Origin of the sequence: Rahnella sp. ATs2, from assembly GCF_051851855.1 — a bacterium.
Taxonomy (GTDB): Bacteria; Pseudomonadota; Gammaproteobacteria; order Enterobacterales; family Enterobacteriaceae; genus Rahnella; species Rahnella variigena.
Genome location: NZ_JBLYPL010000024.1, coordinates 1 through 25,608, shown reverse-complemented (window position 1 = coordinate 25,608; position 25,608 = coordinate 1). Strand labels below are relative to the sequence as shown.

Annotated in this window: 19 protein-coding genes; 9 read left to right on the top strand and 10 right to left on the bottom strand. The window is 52.9% G+C overall.

Annotated elements, in window-relative coordinates:
- Positions 1–48 precede the first annotated feature (48 nt).
- A complete protein-coding gene (gene rapA, locus ACJY2G_RS21495; protein WP_426784992.1) occupies positions 49–2,946 on the bottom strand; it encodes an RNA polymerase-associated protein RapA in 2,898 nt (965 codons plus the stop codon).
- A gap of 209 nt (positions 2,947–3,155) precedes the next feature.
- Complete coding sequence (locus ACJY2G_RS21490; protein ID WP_430320811.1) at positions 3,156–5,561, bottom strand: DNA polymerase II; 2,406 nt, start codon at positions 5,559–5,561, stop codon at positions 3,156–3,158.
- 243 nt (positions 5,562–5,804) lie between these two features.
- Between ACJY2G_RS21490 and ACJY2G_RS21485 the strand changes: the two genes are divergently transcribed.
- Positions 5,805–6,572, top strand: a complete 768-nt coding sequence (locus ACJY2G_RS21485) for a DedA family protein (RefSeq protein ID WP_112286972.1) — start codon at positions 5,805–5,807, stop codon at positions 6,570–6,572.
- A gap of 15 nt (positions 6,573–6,587) precedes the next feature.
- Here ACJY2G_RS21485 and thiQ read toward each other — a convergent pair whose 3' ends face one another.
- The 4 genes from thiQ to sgrR form a co-directional block, all read right to left on the bottom strand.
- The gene (thiQ, locus tag ACJY2G_RS21480; RefSeq protein WP_430320801.1) at positions 6,588–7,301 is read right to left on the bottom strand and encodes a thiamine ABC transporter ATP-binding protein ThiQ; all 714 of its coding nucleotides are present in this window, start codon (positions 7,299–7,301) and stop codon (positions 6,588–6,590) included.
- Positions 7,285–8,895 (bottom strand): thiamine/thiamine pyrophosphate ABC transporter permease ThiP, encoded by a 1,611-nt coding sequence (gene thiP / locus ACJY2G_RS21475; protein WP_430320800.1) that lies wholly within the window; start codon positions 8,893–8,895, stop codon positions 7,285–7,287. Before thiP ends, thiQ begins: the two co-directional genes overlap by 17 nt.
- Entirely contained in the window at positions 8,871–9,854 is a 984-nt protein-coding gene (gene thiB, locus ACJY2G_RS21470; RefSeq protein WP_120161936.1) for a thiamine ABC transporter substrate binding subunit, read from the bottom strand. The genes thiP and thiB overlap by 25 nt, the downstream gene beginning before the upstream one ends.
- 334 nt (positions 9,855–10,188) lie before the next feature.
- Entirely contained in the window at positions 10,189–11,850 is a 1,662-nt protein-coding gene (gene sgrR / locus ACJY2G_RS21465; RefSeq protein ID WP_120161935.1) for an HTH-type transcriptional regulator SgrR, read from the bottom strand.
- A gap of 102 nt (positions 11,851–11,952) precedes the next feature.
- Between sgrR and sgrT the strand changes: the two genes are divergently transcribed.
- The 3 genes from sgrT to ACJY2G_RS21450 all read left to right on the top strand — a co-directional run bounded on the left by sgrT (position 11,953) and on the right by ACJY2G_RS21450 (position 14,369).
- Positions 11,953–12,138, top strand: a complete 186-nt coding sequence (gene sgrT / locus ACJY2G_RS21460; RefSeq protein ID WP_112286968.1) for a glucose uptake inhibitor SgrT — start codon at positions 11,953–11,955, stop codon at positions 12,136–12,138.
- A gap of 256 nt (positions 12,139–12,394) precedes the next feature.
- Entirely contained in the window at positions 12,395–13,558 is a 1,164-nt protein-coding gene (locus ACJY2G_RS21455) for an MFS transporter (RefSeq protein WP_132966675.1), read from the top strand.
- A 121-nt stretch (positions 13,559–13,679) separates the two neighbouring features.
- Positions 13,680–14,369 carry a hypothetical protein gene (locus ACJY2G_RS21450; RefSeq protein WP_430320799.1) on the top strand — a complete coding sequence of 230 codons (690 nt, stop codon included), beginning with the start codon at positions 13,680–13,682 and terminating at the stop codon, positions 14,367–14,369.
- Positions 14,370–14,434: 65 nt separating this feature from the next.
- On the opposite strand, the gene leuD is transcribed toward ACJY2G_RS21450, so the two are convergent.
- From leuD to leuA, 4 genes are read right to left on the bottom strand one after another with little or no spacing between them, the layout of a single operon-like run.
- Complete coding sequence (gene leuD, locus ACJY2G_RS21445) at positions 14,435–15,037, bottom strand: 3-isopropylmalate dehydratase small subunit (RefSeq protein WP_430320798.1); 603 nt, start codon at positions 15,035–15,037, stop codon at positions 14,435–14,437.
- A gap of 10 nt (positions 15,038–15,047) precedes the next feature.
- Entirely contained in the window at positions 15,048–16,448 is a 1,401-nt protein-coding gene (leuC, locus tag ACJY2G_RS21440) for a 3-isopropylmalate dehydratase large subunit (RefSeq protein ID WP_113876338.1), read from the bottom strand.
- A gap of 1 nt (position 16,449) precedes the next feature.
- Positions 16,450–17,541, bottom strand: coding sequence for a 3-isopropylmalate dehydrogenase (leuB, locus tag ACJY2G_RS21435; protein ID WP_439292106.1), 1,092 nt, complete (start codon positions 17,539–17,541; stop codon positions 16,450–16,452).
- A gap of 2 nt (positions 17,542–17,543) precedes the next feature.
- Entirely contained in the window at positions 17,544–19,133 is a 1,590-nt protein-coding gene (gene leuA / locus ACJY2G_RS21430; protein ID WP_112286961.1) for a 2-isopropylmalate synthase, read from the bottom strand.
- A 261-nt stretch (positions 19,134–19,394) separates the two neighbouring features.
- On the opposite strand from leuA, the gene ACJY2G_RS21425 reads away from it, so the two are divergent.
- From ACJY2G_RS21425 to ilvN, 5 genes are all read left to right on the top strand, one after another.
- Positions 19,395–19,541: a hypothetical protein gene (locus ACJY2G_RS21425; protein ID WP_430320796.1), complete on the top strand. Its 147-nt coding sequence runs from the start codon at positions 19,395–19,397 to the stop codon at positions 19,539–19,541.
- Between the two features lie 334 nt (positions 19,542–19,875).
- A complete protein-coding gene (gene leuO, locus ACJY2G_RS21420; RefSeq protein ID WP_120161928.1) occupies positions 19,876–20,823 on the top strand; it encodes a transcriptional regulator LeuO in 948 nt (315 codons plus the stop codon).
- Positions 20,824–21,117: 294 nt separating this feature from the next.
- Complete coding sequence (locus tag ACJY2G_RS21415) at positions 21,118–22,914, top strand: AMP-dependent synthetase/ligase (RefSeq protein WP_430320795.1); 1,797 nt, start codon at positions 21,118–21,120, stop codon at positions 22,912–22,914.
- A 422-nt stretch (positions 22,915–23,336) separates the two neighbouring features.
- Complete coding sequence (ilvI, locus tag ACJY2G_RS21410; RefSeq protein ID WP_113876341.1) at positions 23,337–25,055, top strand: acetolactate synthase 3 large subunit; 1,719 nt, start codon at positions 23,337–23,339, stop codon at positions 25,053–25,055.
- A gap of 2 nt (positions 25,056–25,057) precedes the next feature.
- Positions 25,058–25,549: an acetolactate synthase small subunit gene (gene ilvN, locus ACJY2G_RS21405; RefSeq protein WP_013577020.1), complete on the top strand. Its 492-nt coding sequence runs from the start codon at positions 25,058–25,060 to the stop codon at positions 25,547–25,549.
- Positions 25,550–25,608 lie beyond the last annotated feature (59 nt).

The window sequence follows — 25,608 nt, the reverse complement described above, 5'->3', positions numbered from 1 at the left end:
TCAGGTTGAAATAAAGAAGGGATGCAGACCGGCTGCATCCCGTCGGGCTTACTGGTGGCTGACCACCACCAGGCGGATAGCATCCAGACGCCAGCTGGCATCGTTCAGATTCGCCAATACCTGCTTCCGGTTAGAGTCTACCGATTCCAGTTCATCATCACGAATGTTCGGGTTCACTTCCTTCAGCGCTTTCAGGCGATCCAGCTCTTTGGTCAGCTGCTCATCGGCTTCTACTTTGGCCGCTTCAATCAGGGCGCGTGCCTGCTCAGCGATTTCCGCTTCTGCCTGTTGCAACATAGCGTGGACATCCTGCTGCACCGCATTCACCAGCTTGCTGGAGTTATGACGGTTGATGGCGTTCAGCTGACGGTTAAAGCTCTCAAACTCGACCTGCGCCGCCAGATTGGTGCCTTTACGATCCATCAGCATGCGCACCGGCGTCGGTGGCAGGAAACGGGTCAGTTGCAGATGTTTCGGCGCCTGACATTCCACCACGTAAACCAGCTCAGCCAGCAGGGTACCGACCGGCAGCGCTTTGTTTTTCAGGATCGATACCGCACAGCTGCCGGTATCGCCGGACAGGATTAGATCCAGCCCGTTACGCACGATCGGATGTTCCCAGCTGATGAACTGCGCATCTTCACGGGACAGCGCCTGTTCACGATCGAAGGTGACGGTACAACCGTCTTCCGGCAGCCCCGGGAAATCCGGCACCAGCATGTGATCGGAAGGCGTCAGTACGATCAGATTGTCGCTGCGATCTTCCTGATTGATGCCGACGATATCGAACAGATTCAGCGCAAAGTTGACCAGGTTAACGTCGTTATCCTGCTCGCCGATTTCCTTCGCCAGTTGCTGCGCACGTTCGCCGCCGTTGGAATGCATCTCCAGCAGACGGTCGCGGCCATTTTCCAGCTTCTCTTTCAGCGCATCATGTTCGGCGCGACATGTGAGAATAAACTCGTCCAGACCAGCCTGCTCGGCAGGCGTGGCCAGGAAGGCAATCAGTTGTTCATATGCGCTGTCATAAATGGTACGGCCGGTCGGACAGGTATGTTCGAACGCATCCAGACCTTCATGGAACCAGCGAACCAGCACCGACTGCGCGGTCTGTTCGAGGTAAGGCACCATGATGTCGATATTATTTTGCTGGCCGATACGATCCAGACGCCCGATACGCTGCTCCAGCAGATCCGGGTTAAACGGCAGATCGAACATCACCATTTTGCTGGCGAACTGGAAGTTACGGCCTTCGGAGCCGATTTCGGAACACAGCAGCACCTGCGCGCCTTCTTCCTGAGAAGCAAAGTAAGCGGCAGCGCGGTCACGTTCAATGATCGACAACCCTTCGTGGAACACGGCGGCACGGATCGCTTCACGTTCACGCAGAACCTGTTCCAGTTGCAATGCGGTGGCGGCTTTGGCGCAGATCACCAGCACTTTCTCGTCACGGTTAGCGGTCAGATAACCGAGCAGCCATTCGACGCGCGGATCAAAATTCCACCAGGTGGCGTTCTCGCCTTCGAACTCCTGATAAATCTGCTCCGGGTACAGCATGTCGTGCGCACGGGCTTCGGCGGTTTTCTTCGCGCCCATAATGCCTGAGACTTTAATCGCGGTCTGATACTGCGTCGGCAGCGGCAGTTTCACCGCGTGCAGATGGCGCTCAGGGAAACCTTTCACCCCGTTACGGGTGTTACGGAACAGCACGCGGCTGGTGCCGTGACGATCCATCAGCATGGAAACCAGCTGTTTCGCTGCCGCTTCATCGCCTTTATTGGCGGCGGTCAGCAGGGCATCGGTATCGGCGTTGCCGACACTTTCACCCAGTAACGCCAGCGCTTCCGGCGTCAGAGGTTCTTTGTTGAGTAATAGCGTGACGGCATCGGCCACCGGCTGATACTGCTGTTGTTCTTCAATGAATTCTTCGTAATCGTGGAAACGATCCGGATCCAGCAGGCGCAGACGCGCAAAGTGACTTTCCTGACCCAGTTGTTCCGGCGTCGCCGTCAGCAGCAGAACGCTCGGGATTTGCTGGGAAAGTTGCTCGATAACCTGATATTCGCGGCTTGGCGCGTCTTCGCTCCACACCAGATGGTGCGCTTCATCGACCACCAGCATGTCCCACGCCGCATCAGAAAGCTGTTCAAGACGGGATTTATTGCGACGCACGAAATCAAGAGAACAGATCACCAGCTGTTCAGTTTCAAACGGATTAGTCGCTTCATGCACGGATTCAGCGTAGCGGTCGTCATCAAACAGAGAGAAACGCAGGTTGAAGCGGCGCAGCATTTCTACCAGCCACTGGTGTTGCAGGGTTTCCGGCACCACGATCAATACGCGCTCAGCACGGCCAGACAGCAGTTGCTGATGAATAATCATACCGGCTTCAATGGTTTTACCCAGACCCACTTCATCAGCCAGTAAAACGCGCGGCGCGTGACGCTGACCGACTTCGTAAGCAATGTGCAACTGATGCGGGATCAGGCTGGCGCGCATACCGCGCAGGCCGCCGAATTCCAGACGGAACTGCTCGCGCTGATATTTACGGGCGCGGAAACGCAGGGCGAAGCGATCCATACGGTCAATCTGACCGGCAAACAGACGGTCCTGCGGCTTACTGAACGTCAGCTTGCTGTCGAGCAGCACTTCACGCATCGCGACGCCGGTTTCTTCGGTATCCAGACGGGTACCGATGTAAGTCAGCAGGCCTTTATCTTCCAGGACTTCTTCGACCTGTAACTGCCAGCCTTCATGACTGCTGATGGTGTCACCGGGATTGAACATCACGCGGGTGATCGGGGAATCATTTCGGGCATACAAACGGTTTTCACCGGTGGCGGGGAAAAGCAGAGTAACCATGCGCACGTCCAGCGCTACTACGGTCCCTAATCCTAATTCGCTTTCCGTATCGCTTATCCAGCGTTGACCCAATGTAAACGGCATAATCTCTCTCTGTGTTGTTTGCTCGGTATACGACGACTGCGCAATGCGTGTTCAGCCCGTGAACTTTCTCGGGCAATAGTTTTCTTTCCCCGCCAGATGGCGCGGAGTAGTTCGCTGTGTGAGGATGTTTCAGAAATGGGAAAGGGCGCTATGGTAATGGAAGGTAAGCCTTTCGTCACCTGCGAATCAAAGAGCAATCCTTTTTTTGCTCAGAATAATCCCATCTGACCTGTAATCAGTGTAGCAAAGTCGTCATGCAGGAAAGGCAAAATACCGTCGGCAACCGGCTCCAGCTGACGTTCGATGTAATGATCGTAATCGATGGGGGACTGGCGGTTCTCCAGAGGTTCAGGCCCGGACGTGGTCATCACGTAACTTATCCAGCCGCCGTTCTGATACTGTTTTGCGCGCCCGTGCTGAACATTATAATCATCCGCCAGCCTCGCGGCGCGAACATGCGGGGGAACGTTTTTTTCGTAATCACTCAGCTTGCGGCGAAGACGTTTGCGGTACACCAGCTTGTCATCAAATTCGCCGTCGAGCGTGCGCGCCACATAATCGCGAACGTAATCCTGATATGGCTGCCGGTGGAAAATGCGCTGATACAGTTCCTGCTGAAACTCCTGCGCCAGTTTCGTCCAGTCGGTGCGTACGGTTTCCAGCCCTTTATAAACGATGTGCTCGCCGTCGGCGTCATTCACCAGGCCGGCATAGCGTTTTTTGCTGCCGGTTTCCGAACCGCGGATGGTCGGCATCAGGAAGCGCTGATAGTGCGTTTCGAATTCCAGTTCCAGCGCGCTTTCCAGCCCGTATTCCTTTTGCAGATGCGCTTTCCACCAGACATTAACCTGTTCCACCAGATGACGACCAATGACGCTGGCGTCTTCCTGTGAATGGGGTTTATTGAGCCAGACAAAGGTGGAATCGGTGTCCCCGTAAATCACCTGATAGCCTTCGGCCTCAATCAGTTCACGGGTCTGGCGCATAATGTCGTGCCCGCGCAGCGTAATAGAAGACGCGAGGCGCGGATCAAAGAACCGGCAGCCGCTGGAGCCGAGCACGCCGTAAAAGGCGTTCATGATGATTTTCAGTGCCTGCGAGAGGGGTTTATTTTTCTGCTTTTTAGCTTCCTCGCGGCCCATCCAGATCTGGCGGACGATCTCCGGCAAACAATGTTTTTCCCGCGAGAAGCGGGCATTGCGGTAACCCGGCACCGAGTGTTCGTCGTCAGGCTGTTGCAGTCCGGCAACCAGCCCGACCGGGTCGATCAGAAAAGTGCGAATAATCGACGGGTACAAACTTTTATAATCGAGCACTAATACGGAATCGTACAAACCGGGGCGCGAATCCATTACAAAGCCACCAGGGCTCATTTCACCCTCTAATTCGCCCAGATTTGGCGCGACATACCCGGCGCGGTGCATGCGCGGTAAATAAAGATGGGTAAACGCCGCTACCGAACCGCCGCTGCGATCTACCGCCAGACCCGTCACCGAGGCACGTTCCAGCAAAAATGGCATCAGCTCTGTTTTGGCGAAAATACGCGTCACCAGTTCGCAGTCTTTCAGGTTATAGCGTGCCAGCGCCGGTTTATCTTCGCGAAAACGCTGTTCGATTTCGGCCAGCCGCTGATAGGGATTGTCACTGGCTTTGCCTTCGCCTAATAAACTTTGCGAGACGAATTCCAGACTGAACGAGTTGAAGTTCCAGAATGCGGATTTCAATGCTTCAATGCCGTCGATAATCAGGCGTCCAGCGGCAGCGGCAAAAAAGTGCCCCTGTTTGAAGCCATGTTCACGCCATTCAAGATCACCGCCACCGCGCCCGAATTTCAGCGGGATTTTGTAGCGGTCTGCATGTTTCTGTAAAACGCGCAGGTCGAACTGCACCACGCTCCAGCCGATGATGGCATCGGGGTCGTAAGTCTCCAGCCACTCATTGAGTTTTTCCAGTAACTGCGGGCGGCTGTCGACGTAAACCATGTTGAAATCGAACTGAGCATCCGGATCGCCGTTGGGCGGGCCGAGCATATAAACGTGGCGCTGCCCGCAGCCTTCCAGCCCGATGCAATACAACTCGCCGTTGCCGCTGGTTTCGATATCCAGCGAACACAGTTTCAGCGGCGGCCGGTAATCTTCCGCCGGTTTCATTTTGGTGTCCAGCAACAGCTTGTCCGGCCCGGGTTTGCCGCTGAACCAGACCGGTGCGGTGATGTAGCGTTCCATCAGGAAGCGTTCCGGCGGGCGGATATCCGCTTCGAAAACATTGACGCCATTATCTTTCAGCAGTTTTTCAATCCGCATTAACTGCCGGTGTTGCGGGCAGTAAAGCCCAAGAACGGCGCGGGATTGGAAATCCTGCAACGGCAACGGACGCAGACTAATATTTTTTTCATCAATGAGAATACGCTCCGCCGCCGCACGCTGTTCAGCGGGAATAAACGCCACCGATTCCTGCAAGGGCAGACGCACTTTTTGCGGGCCGTCGTCTGTCGCCAGCCATAAATCCACCTCTGTACCCCGCGGCGTGTCGCGCCAGTGGCGGGTCAGCACAAATCCCTGACGCGGCGCCGTGTCAGGGGTTCGGGCAGATGAGGGGACGGAATTTGCGTTAATAAGCGCCTCGGAACAGATGAAATAAAAGATGAAATGCAAAGACAGAGTATGGTTATTTATACAGTCTTTGTCTATGCCTCAGGTTTCTGCCAAATACGCATACAATTACGCGGTTGACTGTGATAGTTCATGCGCTGACAATTCAGCCGCTTGATGTATTTACTACAATGAGAATGCAGAAAACTCACACTAGTCTCATTTATCTGCGCAATTGGCGCGGACGTAACTCAATTCTGGGAATTTATGGAAGCCTATCTACAACATCTGGTCGCTCAGTCGGTGGGCTTCGCATTAATTATTGTCGCTGTGGTGGCTTTCTTCGAGTCGCTGGCGCTGGTCGGGCTGATTTTGCCGGGCACCGTGATGATGGCGACGCTCGGCACGCTGATCGGCAGCGGTCAGGTCGGGTTGTACGAAGCCTGGCTGGCGGCGGGTCTGGGCTGTTTCTTTGGCGACTGGGCCTCGTATTTCATTGGCCGCGGTTTCAAGGAACCGTTACACCGCTGGCGCTTCCTTAAGCGTTACCAGTCATTACTGGATAAAACCGGTTATGCGCTGGATAGGCATAGCTTTGCCACCGTCATTATCGGGCGTTTCATCGGGCCAACACGCCCGCTGGTGCCGATGGTGGCCGGTATGCTGAACCTGCCGCCTTATAAATTTGCACCGCCGAATATCATCGGCTGCATCACCTGGCCGCCGGTGTATTTCCTGCCGGGGATCCTGGCGGGCGTTGCGATTGATATTCCGGCCAGCCACAACAGTTCAGTGTTCAAATGGATGCTGTTTGCCGCCGTGGTGCTGATCTGGCTCAGTGCCTGGTTGCTGTGGCGCTGGTTCCGGTCGGGCAAAGCTTCACCTGATGCGATGACCAAATGGTTGCCTCTGCCGCGTCTGCGCGTCGTTTGTGTGCTGAGTCTGATCGCAACAGCAGTGAGTCTGGTGATGCTTAGCAAACAGCCGATGATGCCGGTCTACGGTCATCTGCTGTGGAAAGTGATCACCCGCTGATGTCTGGCGGATGCCCTAAACGTCCGCTCCAGAAACATCTATCCCCAATACTCTGGCTTCCGGCGCACTGCCGTCGGCCAGTGCCTGCGTCGGTCCGTCGTAGAAAATCCGGCCATCGACAACCAGCAGTGTGCGGGGAGCAATCCGCGCCGCGTCATCCAGATTATGCGACACCATCAGTAATGTGAGATGACGTTGCCCGCACACTTTATCCAGCAAACTCAGCATCTCACTGCGCAGCGCCGGATCGAGTGCCGAAAACGGTTCGTCGAGCAATAAGATTGGCTGGCTGCGTAACAGGCAGCGCGCCAGTGCGACACGCTGACGCTGGCCGCCGGAAAGCTGCGACGGTAAGCGATCCAGACACTCTGCCAGCCCGACCTGTCGGGCGATATCTTCCAGCTCGCGCTTCTGCTGTGCGGTGAGTTTCAGCCCCGGATGTAACCCCAGTCCCATGTTCTGACGCACGGTCAGATGCGAGAACAGATTGTTTTCCTGAAACAGCATCGACACCGGACGTTTTGCCGGTGGTGTCGCGCTGTGATCTGCATCGTTAAGCAGGATCTGTCCGCTGACCGGTGGCAGAAAACCGGCGACCAGGCTGAGCAGGGTACTTTTCCCCGCGCCGCTCGGCCCGAGAATGGCCACGCGCTCACCGGCCTCGATCTGTAAATCGAAGCGCATCGGCAGGTGTTCGTACAGGTACGTCAGTTTATTCAGCGTCAGCATGGCGGCCTGGTAATTTCTCAATCAGGGTGAATAACAGGAAGCATAACAGCAGCAATAACAGCGCCGTCACCGCGCCGTCCTGGCTGCGATAGGAGCCGATCTGCTGATACAGATAAAACGGCAGGGTGCGGAAGTTCTCATTGCCAAATAAGGCGATCACGCCGAAATCCCCCAGCGACAGCACGCAGGCAAACGCCAGCGCCTGCGCAATCGGGCGCTTCAGTGCGCTCAGTTCCACCCAGCGCAGGCGCTGCCAGCCGTGCATATCCAGTGAAAGGCACAGCGGCGTGTAACGTTCGGCCACGTCGCGCATCGGGTTATCCAGCACTTTTAGCGCATAAGGCACCGCCATCAGCGCATTGGTCATGATCACCAGCGGCCATGGCGATTGCGGCATACCTGTCGTATCGCCAAGGAGCAGGAAAAAACCGGTCGCCAGCACAATGCCCGGCATCGCGAGGATCAGCATACCGCTGAGATCCATCGCCTGCGCCCAGCCATTTCTCTGGCGTAATCGCAGTTCGCGACTGCTCCACAACAGCATCATGGTGAGCAGGACACACACTATCCCGCTGCCCAGGGCGATACGCACGGATGTCCATAATGCCTGCCACAGTGCGGGTTGTTGTAAAACACCGACTGCTGCACGGTTGATACCGTCAGTAATCACAGCGAGTAATGGTGGCAGGATCAGCATTAACGCCAGGCCGACCAGCACGGTATCTGCGATGCGCCTCAGCCAGGAATCGTCCGGGTTACGCCAGCGCTGAGAATGCGTTTGTCCGACCGGCAACGCCTGACTGAGTTTCTGGCTGAGCAAGACCAGCGCCAGACAACAAAACAGCTGGATCAGCGCCAGCGTGGCGGCGCGGCTTAAATCGTAGTCGTAACTTAACGCCTGAAAAATCGCCAGTTCAATGGTGGTCGCCTGCGGGCCGCCGCCCAGCGACAGCACGGTGGCGAAGCTGGCGAAGCACAACATAAAAATCAACGCGGCGGCGGGGAAAATCTGCCGGCGAATGGCAGGCCATTCAACAAAGCGAAATTGCTGCCAGGCGTTCATCCCAAGCTGCGCAGCCAGCTGACGCTGTTCGACGGCGATATTTTCCAGCGCCTGCAATAAGAGTCGGGCTGCCAGTGGCAGATTAAAAAACACATGAGCCAGTAAAATGCCCTGTAAACCATAAGGCGAGAAACGGTAATCCACGCCCAGCCAGCCGCAAATCTGCGCCAGCCAGCCCTGCCGTCCATAGACGCTGAGAATGCCGAAGACTGCCACCAGAACCGGCAATACCAGCGTCATCGCGCATAAGCGTAGTAACAGCTGACGTCCGGGGAAGCGGCGGCGGAACAGCGCACGGGCCAGCAGAATGGCGGGCAGCACAGAACAGAGCGCCGAAAGCAGCGCCTGCCAGAAGGTAAAGCGGATCACATGCCAGAGATAAGGATTCTGCCACAGCGAGGCGCCGCTCATCTGTGGCGCATGACGCCACAGAGAGCCTAACGCCAGCATAGCCACCAGCAACATCAGCAGCGAGGCGATGGCGCCCGGCCACAACCAGCGAGGGATCAACGGCTGACGGCGTTCTGCCATGCCTGGATCCATTGTGAACGGTGAGTGGCGACATCCTGTGCGCTGTATTGCAGGGACTTAGCCGGTACCGTCAGCTGTTTAAAGGCGTCAGGCAGCGGGGTGTTGATCACCGGATACATCCAGTTGCCGGCCGGGATCACTTTCTGGAAATCTTCCGTAGTGATGAATTTCATAAATGCTTCAGCCAGTTCAGGTTGCTTGCTGTTCGCCAGCTGACCCGCCACTTCGACCTGCATGTAATGACCTTCGGTGAAATCCGCCGCCGCGTAGTTATCTTTCTTTTCTTCGACGATGTGATACGCCGGAGATGTGGTATAGCTCAGCACCAGATCGCTCTCGCCTTTGAGGAATAAACCGTAAGCCTCGCTCCAGCCTTTGGTGACGGTAACGGTTTTCTTCGCCAGTTTTTCCCATGCTTGCGGTGCTTTGTCGCCATAGACTTTTTGCATCCACAACATCAGGCCCAGACCCGGTGTACTGGTGCGCGGATCTTCGTAAATGACTTTCCATTTCTGGTCGCTGTTGATCAGCTCATCGAGGCTTTTTGGCGGGTTCTTCAGTTTGTTTTTGTCATACACGAACGCGAAATAGCCGTAATCGTAAGGCACGAACGTGGTGTTGTCCCAGCCGCCTGGTACGGTCAGTCTGGCATCGGTTTTCGGCGCTTTGGCAAATAATCCGGTTTGTTCGGCCGCCTGCAACAGGTTGTTATCCAGCCCGAGAACCACGTCGGCTTTGCTGTTTTTGCCTTCCATCCGCAGACGGTTAAGCAAAGAGACACCGTCTTCCAGCGCAACGTATTTCAGTTCGCAACCGCACCGGGCTTCAAAAGCTTTTTTAATCGCCGGGCCAGGACCCCAGTCGGCAGAGAAAGAATCGTAGGTATAAACCGTCAGAACAGGTTTTGCAGCCAGTGCAGGGGCAGAAAGTAACAGCAGGCAGGACAATAATTTTTTCAACTTTGCGCTCCAAAAAAATGAAAGGGCAAAGGATTTTGAGTAAGCATCGCGCAGTCTCAAATCCCTCCGCCGGGGTTAACCGGATCAGGTTCGACGGGTCTAAATCTCAGCCTTTTAAACTTGCTGTGCGTGTGTTGATCGGGCGTCGTACAGTGCTCGAAATGCTCACGTACTTTGTGTACGCTCCGCTTTCTGTACGCTGGACTTCACCCGCTGAACACGCGCTCGCGGCGTTTAAAGATCGAGTTCATTCTTCTTGAAAAAGAACGCACTTTGGCACCCCGTTGAGAACGGATGTCATTCTAGAGACTAACGGCGCGATGCGATAGTCCGATTAACTGTCCGGCGGCGCAAACCACGCGGATTTGAAATCGAACCAGCCGAGGGTGTTCATGCGCACGCCGCGCATACTGCGCTGCCCCTGCAACACCAGCCAGTGATGAAACAGAGGATGGATCTGATGGCTGACTGTTTGTTTCTGACTCCATTTGGCGATCGATAAATTCCCCGCATGCCACTGCGCGGCGTCATCTTCCATCTCTTCACTGAAGCAGTGTTTCGCCAGCGGTAATTCATAGAAATGCGCAAAGAGTGAAAATTCCAGCGGCAGGGTAAAGTTGGCGCTGCCGAGCCACAGATCACTTTTGGCGTCGCCACGGTGCCAGACCGCGTAATCCACGACCTGAATAATCAGCTCAATGCCTTCGGATGCCAGAAGCGGCTGCAGCGCATTGCAGATCGCCTGATGCTCGGAATGCTCGCCGTAAAATGTGAGTGTCACCTGCGTCAGGTTTTGCGGTTTGGGCGGACGCGGTTGTGGCGCTTTATGGTGCCAGCGTGGCAGCAGGCCGTAAGCCGGCGACCAGTAGCGCTGATAAATCGGTTCGGCATTATTCAGTAAAGCGATGGGATTGAGTAAATCGCACAGCCACTGGCGGGTTTCTGCGGATTGTCCCACCGGCGAGCGCTGGTCAAATAACAAAAAATAGCAGCCTTCTTCCAGGCGACTTTCCAGTTCGCTTTTGCCCGATTCATCAGCCTGTAGCTGTACACCGGAATGCACCAGTTCTTCACTCAGTTCCGGCAACACCCAGATATTTACTTCGTCAATCAGTGCCCGGAAGCCAAAATAATCATCAAAGGCGCGGATGCGCAGTTGGGTTTTCAGGTTACGCACCACGGCGTAAGGGCCGGTACCGACCGGATGGCGGGCAAAATCGGGCAGCGACTGCCACTCCTGCGGCAGGATCATCGCGTGGATATTGCCGAACAGCCACGGCAACCAGCGATCGGGTTCATTCAGGTGGATATCAATAACATTTGGCGTGGGCGTTGTGACTGACTTCAGGTTACTGAACAGCGGATGCGTTTTCAGCCGGGTAAAGGTAGCAATGATATCCACCATCTCCAGCTCACGGCCATGATGAAAATGAATGGCAGGGCGCAGATAAAACCGCCACTGCAATGGCGAAATCTCCTGCCAGTGATGGGCTAAATCGCCTTCGACTTCCCCTTTTTCCTCATTTATGCGTGTGAGGCCGCTGAAAATCTGCCGGGCAATATGGGTTTCAGAGCGGCGTAACATGGTGCCGGGCAGCAGATTAATCAGCGGACGGTAATACAACACACGCAGGATATGCTTACCCTGACGAAAGCTGCGCCCGAGCTGGGAAAGCAGCATCTGGCGCACCAGGGTTTTGTCGCCGACCAGTTGTACCAGCTGATCAATACGATCCTGCTCCAGCAGCTCTTCGGCGCGCTGTTGCTGGAGTGCGAGGCCGGTATACAAAAATTTCAGCGTGGAACGTTTGCCGCGTCCGGCTTCTGCATCCCACGTCAGCCAGCCCTGTTCCTGCATGGTGCTGAGCAACGAGCGCATGTGTCTGCGTGAGCAACTCAGAACTTCCGACAGTGCCTGTAGCGTCGTTTCAGTGTCTTGACCGTGACAGCTTTGCCACAGGCGGATGAACTGTTGTTGCAAACGGGACGAGGACATAAAAGAGGAACTCCACGGGCAATTTTCATCAATTTATCTTTCCTCATATTACGCTGATACTGTTTCTCAACGAAAGCCTGTTGTGAATCACCGGAGGTCAGCATGAAACGCAGTCTGAACGCCCGTTTCTATCAGCGTTATTTTGAAGCCATCAAAAAGAACGCCTCTAAAAATCATGCAGACTGGCTGTCCTGGGTTCCGGTGCAATACCGTCTGGATATTCTGTCCCGTCTTACGCAGTGGGATATGGAAACACTGGACGACGAGCAATACCGCCGGCGACTGTGACTTCAGGTCTGACTAAATTCGATTTTCTGAGTAATGGTGTATTGTCACCAGCCAGTGAGGAAACTCACTGGTTTTTTTATTCGTACACCCTTCATATTTCGAGCCGCAGACGCGTTGGCCGCTCTTACTCATCCGAATCACTGACCTGTGTCAGCTCATCGGGATTCGTGCGCTTGCCGCCTTTCTGCAACTCGAACTGTTTTGGGTATACACTGTATGTTGTGCTGTAAGACATTCATTTCTCAGGGACGACGTCATGCCAAAACCTCGTTTTAATCGTATTTATGTCACCTTTCTGGTGGTCTCCTTGCTGTGCGGCGTGGCGGGCGCATTACAGGCGCCGACGCTGAGTCTGTTTCTGACTAACGAAGTGAAGGTCCGTCCGCTGTGGGTAGGGTTCTTTTATACCGTTAACGCCATCGCCGGGATCGCGATCAGTTTTCTGCTGGCTAACCGTTCCGATAACAAAGGCGACCGGCGGAAATTGCTGATGTTCTGCTGCCTGATGGCGCTGGGTAACAGCCTGGTATTTGCCTTTAGCCGCGATTATCTGGTGCTGATCACCGTCGGCGTATTGCTGGCGGCGATAGGCAATGCGTCGATGCCGCAGCTGTTTGCGCTGGCGCGTGAACATGCGGATCGCTCCGCCAGTGAAGTGGTGATGTTCAGTTCGATGATGCGTGCGATGCTCTCGCTGGCTTGGGTGCTGGGCCCGCCGCTCTCTTTTATGCTGGCGCTGAATTACGGCTTTACGCCGATGTACCTGAGTGCCGCCGCAGTGTTTGTCGGCAGCATATTAATGATCCTTTTCTTCCTTCCGTCAGTGCCGCGCCTTGAACAGCCGGTGGATGAAAAAGCCGTGCCGGTTAGCGCCTGGCGCAACAAAGATGTGCGGCTGTTGTTCTTTTCCTCCCTGCTGATGTGGACCTGCAATATCATGTATGTCATTGATATGCCGCTGTACATCACCAGTGATTTGGGGCTGCCGGAAGGGCTGGCGGGGCTGCTGATGGGAACCGCTGCCGGACTGGAAATTCCGGCGATGTTGCTGGCGGGTTATCTGGTCAAACGTACTGGTAAACGCAAGCTGATGCTGTATGCCGTGGTAAGCGGTGTGATTTTCTATGCCGGACTGGTGGCGTTTCAGTTCAAAGCCGCGCTGATGATCCTGCAATTGTTCAACGCGATTTTCATCGGCATCGTCGCCGGGATCGGAATGTTATATTTTCAGGATCTGATGCCGGGAAGGGCGGGTTCAGCGACCACACTTTTCACCAACAGCATCTCCACTGGTGTGATTTGCGCGGGGTTGTTGCAGGGCTTTATCGTGGAAAACTTCGGCCACTATCCGGTGTACTGGGCGGCGACTGTGCTGGCGGTGGTGGCACTCGGGCTGATGTATAAAGTCAAAGACGTCTGATTTATTTCACTTCAGTACATTATATATTTATTTGAGCGCCCGTTATCTGATGTCATGGATGTCGGGATGCTATCCAATAGGATCACTCCTTTTGAAATAATCAACAGGGAGTGATCCGAATATGATTCAGATTTGCAATATACGAAAAGAATACAGCCAGTTTGTTATTGAGAATAAATCGAGTGGATTTTGTTTTGGTTTTTGCCTGACTTGGTTAGGCGATATTTTGAAAGAACGCCCGGCACAAAATACCGGTGGTTGGCTGTCAGGGTGGTTTACCTCCACGCCAACAGCTGAGAAGAAAGCCTTCCTGCCTTCCGACTCTGCCCGTTTAAGAAAACTTTTTGAGCGCGCGGCAAGGAAGCAAAATAACTTTTTCCAAAGATATGATGCCAGAGATAAGTGCGCCTCTGGAAAGTCAGAATATGTCGAGTTTACAGCTAATTATAAAAACACCCGTCAAAGTGCGAAGGAAAAGATCAGCGGTGTCCCCGGGCTGAATTATCGGTATTTTGAGCGAGATTATTTTAGGCAGTGCGAAGGCGCTGATCACTACAGGGATAAAAATGTACTGACGGGCGTCATTATAACATTTGAATTTTTGGGGCAGGGGGACGTCAGAGCAGGGCACGCTGTGGCATTATTTCGGCTGGGTGAATACGATACTTTATTCCTGGATCCAAACTACGGATTATTTCGCACAAATAATCATCATGTCATGATGGATATCGAACACCTTCTCTCGCAGCTATATAAAGAACCGCTGGTTTTATCAGAGGTGATTATCTCAAGGAGATTGAATACAAAATAGCGGTATACGCCGCTATTTTGTATGTTCAGTGTGCCAGGAGGACTAACCCTTCTTTGCTTTGGTCATTAATTCATGAAAGCAGGCAGCTTATGCTCGTAGCTGGAAATGTTTGTTTCGTGCTGCAATGTCAGGCCGATGCTGTCCAGACCGTTGATCATGCAGTGACGGCGGAAGCTGTCGATGACGAACGGATAGGTTTTATCGCCCGCTTTGACGGTTTGCGCTTCCAGATCTACTTCGAACTGAATACCTTCGTTGTTTTTTACCAGTTCAAACAACTCGTCGATCTCTGCTTCGCTCAGGGTGATCGGCAGCAACTGGTTGTTGAAAGAATTACCGTAGAAGATATCGGCAAAGCTTGGTGCGATCACTGCATGGAAGCCGTAATCGGTCAGCGCCCAGGGCGCATGTTCGCGGGAAGAACCGCAACCAAAGTTTTCGCGTGCCAGTAAAATGCTCGCGCCTTTGTAACGCGGCTTGTTCAGCACGAAATCAGGATTGGGCACCTGACCTGCATCGTCCAGAAAACGCCAGTCGTTAAACAGGTGCTGACCGAAACCGGTGCGGGTCACTTTCTGCAAAAACTGTTTCGGAATAATGGCATCGGTATCGACGTTAGCTGCATCCAGCGGAACCACCAGACCGATGTGTTGGGTAAATTTAGCCATGGTGTTTTCCTCAGTTCAGTTCACGGATATCAGCGAAACGGCCGGTAACCGCCGCCGCCGCCGCCATTGCCGGGCTGACCAGATGCGTACGGCCGCCACGACCCTGACGGCCTTCGAAGTTACGGTTACTGGTAGACGCGCAACGCTCGCCGGGTTCCAGACGGTCATTGTTCATCGCCAGACACATTGAGCAGCCTGGCAGACGCCATTCGAACCCCGCTTCGATGAAGATCTTATCCAGACCTTCTTCTTCCGCCTGCGCTTTTACCGGACCGGAGCCTGGTACCACAATCGCCTGTACGCCGCTCGCCACTTTACGGCCTTTGGCAATGGCTGCCGCCGCACGTAAATCTTCGATACGGGAGTTGGTGCAGGAACCGATAAACACTTTATCGATCGCCACGTCGGTCAATTTAATGCCCGGTTGCAGATCCATATACGCCAGCGCTTTTTCAGCAGAAGCACGTTCTACCGGATCAGCAAATGAGGCCGGATTCGGGATGGTCTGGTTTACCGCCATCACCTGACCCGGGTTAGTGCCCCAGGTGACCTGTGGTGCGATTTCAGACGCGTCCAGGGTGACAATGCTGTCAAACTTCGCACCGTCTTCCGTTTTCAGCGTCTTCCAGTACTCCACCGCCGCGTCCCAGTTCTGGTCTTTCGGTGCGAACTGACGGCCTTTCAGATAGGCAAACGTGGTTTCGTCCGGCGCAACCAGACCGGCTTTCGCACCCATTTCGATCGCCATGTTGCACAGGGTCATACGACCTTCCATGCTCAGCGCCTCAATGGCTTTACCGCAGAATTCTACAACGTGACCCGTACCGCCAGCGCTGCCGGTTTTACCAATGATCGCCAGAACGATATCTTTCGCCGTGATACCGGCAGGTGCATCGCCAGTCACTTCGATTTTCATGGTTTTGGCGCGACCCTGTTTCAGGGTTTGCGTCGCCAGAACGTGTTCCACTTCTGATGTACCGATACCGAAGGCCAGCGAACCAAACGCACCGTGCGTGGCAGTATGGGAATCACCACACACAATGGTCATGCCCGGCAAGGTCATGCCCTGCTCAGGACCGATAACGTGAACGATGCCCTGATACGGATGGTTCAGGTCATACAACTGCACGCCGAATTCCGCACAGTTTTTAATTAATTCCTGCATCTGGATGCGCGCCATTTCGCCGCTCGCATTGATGTCTTTGGTTTGCGTGGACACGTTGTGGTCCATGGTCGCAAAGGTTTTACCTGGCTGGCGCACCTGACGGCCCATCGCGCGCAGGCCGTCAAAAGCTTGCGGAGATGTCACTTCGTGAACCAGGTGGCGGTCGATGTATAACAATGGCGTTTCGTTTTGTGCTTCATAAACGACGTGCGCATCAAACAATTTCTGATACAGAGTTTTGGCCATGTTATGCCCCTTCTTTCACAAAGCGGGCAATGATATCGCCCATTTCACTGGTGCCCAGTGCCTGCTGACCGTTAGCTAAATCGCCCGTACGGTGTCCGGCTTCCAGTGCTTTATTAACAGCTTGTTCGATGGCATTGGCCGCGTCATCCGCACCCAGGCTGTAACGCAGTAACAGCGCGGCAGACAGGATTTGTGCAATCGGGTTAGCGATGTTTTTACCGGCGATATCCGGCGCTGAGCCACCCGCAGGCTCGAACAAACCAAATGCCTGCTCGTTCATGCTGGCAGAAGGCAACATGCCCATGGAGCCGGTGATCATCGCGCACTCGTCAGACAGAATGTCGCCGAACAGGTTGGAACACAGCAGCACGTCAAACTGTGACGGGTCTTTTATCAGCTGCATGGTCGCATTATCGATGTACATGTGGCTCAGGCTGACATCCGGATAATCTTTGGCGATTTCGTTAACCACTTCGCGCCACATAATGGAAGTCTGCAACACGTTCGCTTTATCGATGGAGGTCACTTTGCTGCGGCGTTTGCGCGCAGATTCAAAGGCGATACGGGCGATACGCTCAATCTCAAAGCGGTAATACACTTCGGTATCAAACGCTTTCTCATGCATACCCTGACCTTCGCGGCCTTTAGGCTGACCGAAATAAATGCCACCCGTCAGTTCACGCACACACAAAATATCGAAACCTTTTGCGGCGATGTCGGCACGCAGCGGGCAGAATTCTTCCAGCCCCTGATACAGACGGGCAGGGCGCAGGTTGCTGAACAGTTTGAAATGTTTGCGCAGGGGCAATAATGCGCCGCGCTCAGGCTGATCGTTTGGCGGCAAATGTTCCCATTTCGGGCCACCAACGGAACCGAACAAAATGGCATCTGCTTGTTCGCAACCGGCGACGGTCACTTCCGGCAACGGGCTGCCGTGTTTGTCGATGGCTGCGCCACCCACATCGTATTCGCTGGTGGTGATCTTCAGACCAAAACGCTGACGTACTGCTTCCAGAACTTTATATGCCTGGGCCATAACTTCCGGGCCAATTCCGTCTCCGGGTAAGACGGCAATATGATGGGGCTTGCTCATGTTCACACCGTTTCCTGATTATTTTGAATGTTGTTGTGTTGCTGACCTGACTGCTGCAAACGTTGTTTTTCAATCTCAACTTGTTTGCTGCGCCAGATGTTATTCAGTACGTGTACCATCGCTTTTGCGGAGGATTCGACAATGTCCGTTGCCAGGCCGACACCGTGGAAACGGCGGCCATTGAAGGAGACGACCACGTCAACCTGGCCCAGTGCATCGCGGCCCTGGCCTTTGGCGCTCAGCTGGTATTTCACCAGCTCAATCTGATAACCAGTGATGCGGTTGATGGCCTGATATACGGCATCCACCGGACCGTTGCCGGTGGCGGCTTCGGTGATAATTTCTTCGCCGCAGGACAAATTGACTGATGCAGTGGCGGTAATTTTGGAGCCGGACTGCACGCTGAAGTTATCCAGACGGTAGAACTCAGGCTCTTCCTGCTGCTTGTTAATGAAGACCAGTGCTTCTAAATCGTAGTCGAAAACCTGACCTTTTTTGTCGGCCAGCTTCAGGAACGCGGCATACAGATGATCCAGATTGTAATCGGCTTCTTTGTAGCCCATTTCTTCCATACGATGCTTAACGGCAGCACGACCGGAGCGGGAAGTCAGGTTCAGCTGAACCTGATTCAGACCGATGGATTCCGGGGTCATGATTTCGTAGTTTTCGCGGTTTTTCAGCACGCCGTCCTGGTGGATACCGGAGGAATGCGCGAAGGCGTTAGAACCGACAATCGCTTTGTTGCCCGGGATCGGCATGTTGGTGATCTGGCTGACAATCTGGCTGGTGCGGTAGATTTCTTTGTGATTGATGTTGGTGTGAACGTTCATGTAGTCGCTGCGGGTGCGGATTGCCATGATCACTTCTTCCAGCGCAGTGTTACCGGCACGTTCGCCGATACCGTTCAGTGTGCCCTCAACCTGACGCGCACCGGCCTGAATCGCTGCGATGGAGTTACCGACTGCCATGCCCAGATCGTCGTGGCAGTGAACGGAAATAATCGCTTTATCAATGTTAGGCACGCGTTCATACAGATTGGTGATAATGCCACCGAACTGAACCGGTGTGGTGTAACCCACGGTGTCAGGAATGTTAATGGTGGTCGCCCCGGCTTTGATGGCAGCTTCTACAACGCGGCACAGGTTATCCAGCGGGGTACGTCCTGCATCTTCGCAGGAGAATTCGACATCATCGGTGTAATTACGGGCGCGTTTCACGGAGTGAGTTGCCATCTCCAGCACCTGATCAAACGAACGCTTCAGCTTGGATTCAATATGCAGGGTAGAGGTGGCCAGGAATACGTGGATGCGAAAAGCTTCTGCTACGCGCAATGCTTCGGCGGCGGCGTCGATATCACCGTCCACACAGCGGGCCAGACCGCAAACCCGGCTGTTTTTGATCTGACGGGCAATGGTTTGTACAGACTCGAAATCGCCGGGAGAAGAGACCGGGAAGCCGACTTCCATCACGTCAACGCCCATCCTTTCCAGCGCCATTGCAATTTGAATCTTCTCTTTAACACTCAGGCTGGCCTGTAACGCCTGTTCACCGTCACGCAGCGTGGTATCGAAAATAATGACTTGCTCGCTCATGGGTTGTTCCTTGTCTGCTTTTATTTTCGCGCCCTGCGGAGAGATAAAAAAAAACCCGCGCATCGGCGCGGGTTTATTGTCTGTGGAAGTTGAAATCAGTTCTGATTATCGCCCACTGGCTTACCGCGCAAATTTTCTGCGTTGAGTAGTAGGCCTAGGAGACGGGTAATCATAAACATGTGTTTTCAGCTTCTCGTAATCAGGTGGTCAGAACGTACATCGTTCAAACAGTGCTTAAAGTGATACGGGAATGTGTGCGGTATGTCAACCTTCAAGGTGTGGAAATTTAAAAATGATAATTCATCTCATTTAGCATTAAAAACTACTTTGCCAAATGTATCTGGAACGAAGGGTTTTGTTCATTCAGGCGGCAGTAAAGAAAAAAAACAGTCTCAAAATGGACATTAACTTATCTGGTCAATAGTAATAAACTATTGAATACAGTGGGTTATAAATGATTTAGTGGAGCTTAACTTATTATTCATTTTCCGCATGTTGTTTCTATAAACATTTTATTGTTCTATATCATCAGTTTTGCCTAGATGAAATTAAGATAGCATTTATCTTTCTGATTATTGGAAATGAGAGCCGATTTCTTTCCGAAAATAGAATGCATTGCGTTACTGAATTCATCTGCTGGTTTTTTGTATGCCCGAATTCATTTCGGTGACATTTTATTAAAAACGAATAATTAAAGGTAATCAGTCTTAAACAGGCTGAGGTATCTTGAATAGGAAATGTAATGTCCGATCTGACTACAGACAATCAAACTAAACCTCCTGAAGCGGAAACACACCTTCGCAATGTAGATTTGAATTTGTTAACGGTATTTGATGCCGTGATGCAATTACAAAATATTACTCGCGCAGCTAATATGTTGGGGATGTCCCAACCGGCGGTGAGTAACGCCGTCGCCCGGTTAAAAATCATGTTTAATGATGATTTGTTTGTCCGCTTTGGGCGTGGGATCCAGCCAACAATGCGAGCGCGCCAGTTATTTGGCCCCATCCGACAGGCTCTGCAACTGGTGATGAACGAACTCCCGGGAGCGGGTTTCGATCCTAACGTGAGTATTCGTGAATTCAATGTGGCGATTTGCAGTCCGCTGGATAAACGTCTGACTTCGCAGGTACTGAATGCGGTCGACACTTTATCGACGGATGTCAGTATTAAATTGCAAACCATTGTGAATGACAATATAGAGCATCAGTTACGTTATCAGAATATTGAATTCATGATCAGTTATCGTAAATTCGACCGCCCGGACTTTTGTAATCAGGCGTTATTTAATGATGAACTGGTTCTGGTGGCGGCACAAAAACATCCGCGGATAAGTCCGCATATGTCAGATGAAAAATATCTGAAAGAAAAACATGCGGTCATGATGCTCGATCGTTTTTATTCATTCAGTTCACCTTATTATGATGACCCCGAAATGCATTCTCTGATTGCTTATCAGGGAACAGATCTTTCCAGCGTAATGGAAATAGTGTCGAAAACAGATATGGTCGCGCTGGTACCGCGCTGGATGGCACAATCGAGTGCCGGAATATTAAATCTGTCCGTGATACCGTTACCCTGGATGAAGAACAATCTGACGTGCTACCTGTCATGGCATGAATCTTCCAGTAAAGATAAAGGCAATATGTGGATGAAGTCGTTATTAAGCCAATGCATTCTCTCTTTATAGCGGGTGACTCTGATACGTCCCATTTTTACTGTGTTTCCTTACACAGTAAAAATGGCTGGTTATGGTTTTCTTTGTGGTTTTTTATCCTGCCTGGTTTTTGCGCCTCGTTAGAGCCACGCAGGTTTTTTTCATTTCTAAAAGTCCTTCCTGGTTTTCCAAAAGAGCACCTGTGCTTCTACAATTTGATTTCACCGTGCAATGTTTGCCGGTAGACTGCGTTAAATCTTTGTAACAGAGCAATGCAGTCAGCTCCCTCCTTTATCTGATTGCGCTGGACGCCGGTATAGACGCTCAATGAATCCAACCTTAAATGACTACCACCTGATCACCCGTTTTCGCCATCAAGTCATCAGCCGTGCTGAAAAAATTGCATTCCGTGAATGGTCGCCTGTGGCTGAAAGCACGCTCACCTGGCGTGAACTCGGTGAGAAAGTCGATGCGCTGTCCGACGTTTTGCTTCAGGAGAACGTGGGTATCCAGGAGCGGATCGCCATTTGCGGAAACAACTCGATGGCCTGGGCGATGACCGATCTGGCGATTTTGCAGTTACGGGCCGTCACCGTGCCCGTGTATGCGACCAATACCCCCGCGCAGTCTGCATATGTGCTTAATGATGCCGATATCCGCATTTTGTTCGTTGTCGGGCAGAGTCAGTATGATGCGGCGGTGGCGTTGCGTGAACTGTGCCCGCAACTGAAACATATCTTTGTGCTCGATAGCGACGTTGATTTGCGCGGTGTGCCCATTGCCCGGCATGTTTCAGGCATTGTTCCTCAGGACAGAGTTTTGGCGGCTGAACGTGAGGCGCGGGTTAACGCCTGTGACCTCAACGATCTCTTCACGCTGATTTATACTTCGGGAACAACGGGGGAGGCGAAAGGCGTCATGCTCGATTACGTCAGCATGGCGACGCAACTAAAGCAGCATGAAAAACGCCTGAGTATTTCTGACCGCGATGTCTCGTTATGCTTCCTGCCGCTGGCGCATGTTTTTGAGCGTGCCTGGAGTTTCTTCGTCATGCACAGTGGCGCGCAGAATGTTTTCCTGCGTGAAACTGATTTGGTGCGCGATGCGTTGCAGGCCGTTAAACCCACAGTGATGTGCGCGGTTCCGCGTTTCTATGAAAAAGTGTTCAGCGCCATACATGACAAAGTAGCCCGAGCCGGAACCTTAAAAAAACGACTGTTCCACTGGGCTGTCGCGCAGGGCAAAGAGAAGTTTCTGACTGAACGCCGTAAAGCGCGTTATTCCTTCTGGCTTTCCCCGGCGTATTTCATCGCCGATAAACTGGTACTGAAAAAGCTGCGCAATCTGCTGGGCGGAAATTTACGCTTTCTGCCGGCAGCGGGCGCCAGTCTTGACGATAACGTGATCTTGTTTTTCGAATCACTAGGTTTGAAAATCAAATACGGTTACGGTCTGACAGAAACCTGCGCCACCGTTACCTGCTGGGAAGAAAACGATTTCCGCTTCGGTTCGGTCGGGACAGCGTTACCCGAAATTGAAGTGCGCATTGGCGAAGAAAATGAAATCCAGGTTCGCGGCCCGACGCTTTTAAGAGGTTATTTTAATAAGCCGGAAGAAACGGCGGCCAGTTTTACGGCTGATGGCTGGTTTAAAACCGGCGATGCCGGAAAAATGGACGCAGAAGGCAATGTGTTCATCACCGAACGGCTGAAGGATCTGATGAAAACCTCGGGCGGCAAATACATTGCGCCGCAGCGTATCGAAGGCACGCTGGTGCAGGATCGTTACATTGAGCAGGCGGCGGTGATCGCCGATGAACGTCACTTTGTTTCCGCGCTGATTGTGCCTGATTTTGACGTGCTGAACGTTTACGCGCAAAATCATCATATCGATTATCTCAACCGCACCGGGCTGGTTAAAAACGAGCAAATTCTTTCACTGTTTGCGCATCAGTTGCGCGAGATCCAGCATGAGCTGGCCGGTTTTGAGCAGGTGAAAAAATTTGTACTGCTGACCAAGCCTTTCACGATGGAGGATGGTGAGCTGACCCCGACGCTTAAGTTACGGCGCAAAATCATCTTCAGCCGTTATCAGAAAGAAATCGACCAGCTTTATCGCGAGTAATTCCTTCCGGATCTGTTTCCCCTTTTCCCTGCGCAATTACCGGCAAACATGCGTTTGCCGGTTTCATCCTCATTTGTATGTCCGTCACGGACATAATTTAATACTGTAATTTTTCGGGCCTTCCTGATATTTCTGACTGGTTGTTACTCTCAGGCAGTGTTTTGTGCCGGGCAGAAGAATGAAGGCAGTGCGAGCCGATATAACGATATTTCCTGACCCTTTTTGGCGTTTGCCTGACTCAGATTCTGACGCTAAGGTACTGAGTTAGGTTTGTGAACGCCAATAAGAACAGCAGGGTTTTTTAATCCCGATAGAAAGTCCTAAAATTCAGCGGTTTCCCCCATAAATCGTTGCCTGATAGAACAGCTAGCTGAAATAAAAAGTCATCCTATAGAAGAAACAAAAAGCCTGGAGGCAAAACCATGGAGATGTTGTCAGGAGCCGAGATGGTCGTCCGGTCGTTAATCGACCAGGGCGTTAAGCACGTATTCGGTTATCCCGGCGGAGCGGTGTTGGATATCTATGATGCCCTGCATACGGTCGGTGGGATAGATCATGTGCTGGTGAGACATGAACAGGGTGCTGTTCATATGGCTGATGGTTATGCGCGCGCCACGGGTGACGTGGGCGTGGTGCTGGTGACTTCAGGTCCCGGCGCAACCAATGCGATCACCGGTATTGCCACGGCTTATATGGATTCCATTCCACTGGTGGTGCTGTCAGGTCAGGTCCACAGTTCACTCATTGGTTATGACGCGTTCCAGGAATGCGACATGGTGGGCATTTCCCGCCCGGTGGTGAAACACAGTTTTCTGGTAAAGCGCGCGGAAGATATTCCGACTGTGCTGAAAAAAGCGTTTTATCTGGCGTCTACCGGCCGTCCTGGGCCGGTTGTCGTTGACCTGCCAAAAGACGTGGTGAATCCGCAGATCAAACTGCCTTACGCCTATCCTGAGCAGGTAACAATGCGCTCCTACAACCCGACGGTACAGGGCCATCGCGGGCAAATCAAACGTGCCGTCCAGACCTTGCTGGCGGCTAAAAAACCGGTGCTGTACGTCGGCGGCGGCGCGATCAACTCTGAGTGTGATGCTGAGCTGCTGCAGCTGGCAGAGAAACTGAATCTGCCGGTAACCAGTTCTCTGATGGGGCTGGGCGCTTTCCCTGGCACGCATCGTCAGAGCCTTGGCATGCTCGGTATGCACGGCACTTACGAAGCCAATATGGCGATGCACAGTGCGGATCTGATTTTCGGCGTAGGTGTGCGTTTCGACGACCGTACTACTAATAATCTGGCGAAATATTGCCCGAATGCGACAGTCATGCATATTGATATCGACCCGACGTCCATTTCTAAAACCGTGAATGCGGATATTCCCATTGTCGGCGATGCAAAACAGACACTGGTTCAGATGCTCGAATTGCTGGCACAAAGCGACGAAAAGCAGGAATTCGATGCGCTGCGTGACTGGTGGCAAAACATTGAAAACTGGCGCGGCCGCGAATGCCTGAGCTACGACAAAAATACCGGCACCATCAAGCCGCAGGCGGTTATCGAAACGCTGCACCGTCTGACCAAAGGCGATGCCTACGTGACGTCGGATGTCGGCCAGCATCAGATGTTTGCTGCGCTGTATTATAAATTCGACAAGCCGCGACACTGGATCAACTCCGGTGGCCTCGGCACGATGGGCTTTGGCCTGCCAGCCGCGCTGGGTGTAAAACTCGGTCTGCCGGATGAAACAGTGATTTGCGTGACCGGCGACGGCAGTATTCAGATGAACATTCAGGAACTGTCGACTGCACTGCAATACGATTTGCCGGTGATCGTGGTGAACCTGAACAACGGTTACCTCGGCATGGTGAAGCAGTGGCAGGACATGATTTACTCCGGCCGTCATTCCCAATCCTATATGCAATCTCTGCCTGATTTTGTGAAACTGGCGGAAGCTTACGGGCACGTGGGTATCGCAATCCGCACGCCGGATGAGCTGGAAAGCAAACTGGCGCTGGCGCTGGAACAGAAAAATCGTCTGGTATTTGTGGATATCAGCATAGATGAAACAGAACACGTTTACCCGATGCACATCCGTGGCGGTGCGATGGACGAAATGTGGTTAAGCAAAACGGAGAGGACCTGATCATGCGCCGGATTTTATCAGTTTTACTGGAAAACGAATCGGGCGCGTTGTCCCGTGTAGTCGGCCTGTTCTCTCAGCGTGGCTACAACATTGAAAGCCTGACCGTGGCACCCACTGACGATCCGACCCTGTCACGCATGACCATTCAGACCGTCGGCGATGCCAAGGTGCTCGAGCAAATCGAAAAGCAACTGCATAAGCTGGTCGATGTACTGCGCGTGACCGAGCTGGTACAGGGCGCTCACGTTGAGCGTGAAATCATGCTGGTGAAGGTGCAGGCTTCAGGCTATGGCCGTGAAGAAGTTAAACGTTCAACTGAGATTTTCCGTGGTCAGATCGTGGACGTCACCGCCACGCTTTACACCGTTCAGCTGGCGGGAACCAGCGACAAGCTTGACGCATTTTTAGCCAGCATCCGTGATGTGGCTGAAATTGTGGAAGTTGCACGCTCCGGCGTGGTCGGTGTTTCGCGTGGCGACAAGATTATGCGTTAAAGCTCAAATAATCAGCAAGATGTGAAGTTTTGCTGATAGTTAAAAGCCCGGCTCATGAG

Excerpts from the sequence above, each read along its gene's own strand:
- rapA (WP_426784992.1), bottom strand. The coding sequence starts at position 2,946 with ATGCCGTTTACATTGGGTCAACGCTGGATAAGCGATACGGAAAGCGAA.
- ACJY2G_RS21485 (WP_112286972.1), top strand. The coding sequence starts at position 5,805 with ATGGAAGCCTATCTACAACATCTGGTCGCTCAGTCGGTGGGCTTCGCA.
- thiQ (WP_430320801.1), bottom strand. The coding sequence starts at position 7,301 with ATGCTGACGCTGAATAAACTGACGTACCTGTACGAACACCTGCCGATG.
- thiP (WP_430320800.1), bottom strand. The coding sequence starts at position 8,895 with ATGGCAGAACGCCGTCAGCCGTTGATCCCTCGCTGGTTGTGGCCGGGC.
- sgrR (WP_120161935.1), bottom strand. The coding sequence starts at position 11,850 with ATGTCCTCGTCCCGTTTGCAACAACAGTTCATCCGCCTGTGGCAAAGC.
- sgrT (WP_112286968.1), top strand. The coding sequence starts at position 11,953 with ATGAAACGCAGTCTGAACGCCCGTTTCTATCAGCGTTATTTTGAAGCC.
- ACJY2G_RS21455 (WP_132966675.1), top strand. The coding sequence starts at position 12,395 with ATGCCAAAACCTCGTTTTAATCGTATTTATGTCACCTTTCTGGTGGTC.
- ACJY2G_RS21450 (WP_430320799.1), top strand. The coding sequence starts at position 13,680 with ATGATTCAGATTTGCAATATACGAAAAGAATACAGCCAGTTTGTTATT.
- leuD (WP_430320798.1), bottom strand. The coding sequence starts at position 15,037 with ATGGCTAAATTTACCCAACACATCGGTCTGGTGGTTCCGCTGGATGCA.
- leuC (WP_113876338.1), bottom strand. The coding sequence starts at position 16,448 with ATGGCCAAAACTCTGTATCAGAAATTGTTTGATGCGCACGTCGTTTAT.
- leuB (WP_439292106.1), bottom strand. The coding sequence starts at position 17,541 with ATGAGCAAGCCCCATCATATTGCCGTCTTACCCGGAGACGGAATTGGC.
- leuA (WP_112286961.1), bottom strand. The coding sequence starts at position 19,133 with ATGAGCGAGCAAGTCATTATTTTCGATACCACGCTGCGTGACGGTGAA.
- ACJY2G_RS21425 (WP_430320796.1), top strand. The coding sequence starts at position 19,395 with ATGTCAACCTTCAAGGTGTGGAAATTTAAAAATGATAATTCATCTCAT.
- leuO (WP_120161928.1), top strand. The coding sequence starts at position 19,876 with ATGTCCGATCTGACTACAGACAATCAAACTAAACCTCCTGAAGCGGAA.
- ACJY2G_RS21415 (WP_430320795.1), top strand. The coding sequence starts at position 21,118 with ATGAATCCAACCTTAAATGACTACCACCTGATCACCCGTTTTCGCCAT.
- ilvI (WP_113876341.1), top strand. The coding sequence starts at position 23,337 with ATGGAGATGTTGTCAGGAGCCGAGATGGTCGTCCGGTCGTTAATCGAC.
- ilvN (WP_013577020.1), top strand. The coding sequence starts at position 25,058 with ATGCGCCGGATTTTATCAGTTTTACTGGAAAACGAATCGGGCGCGTTG.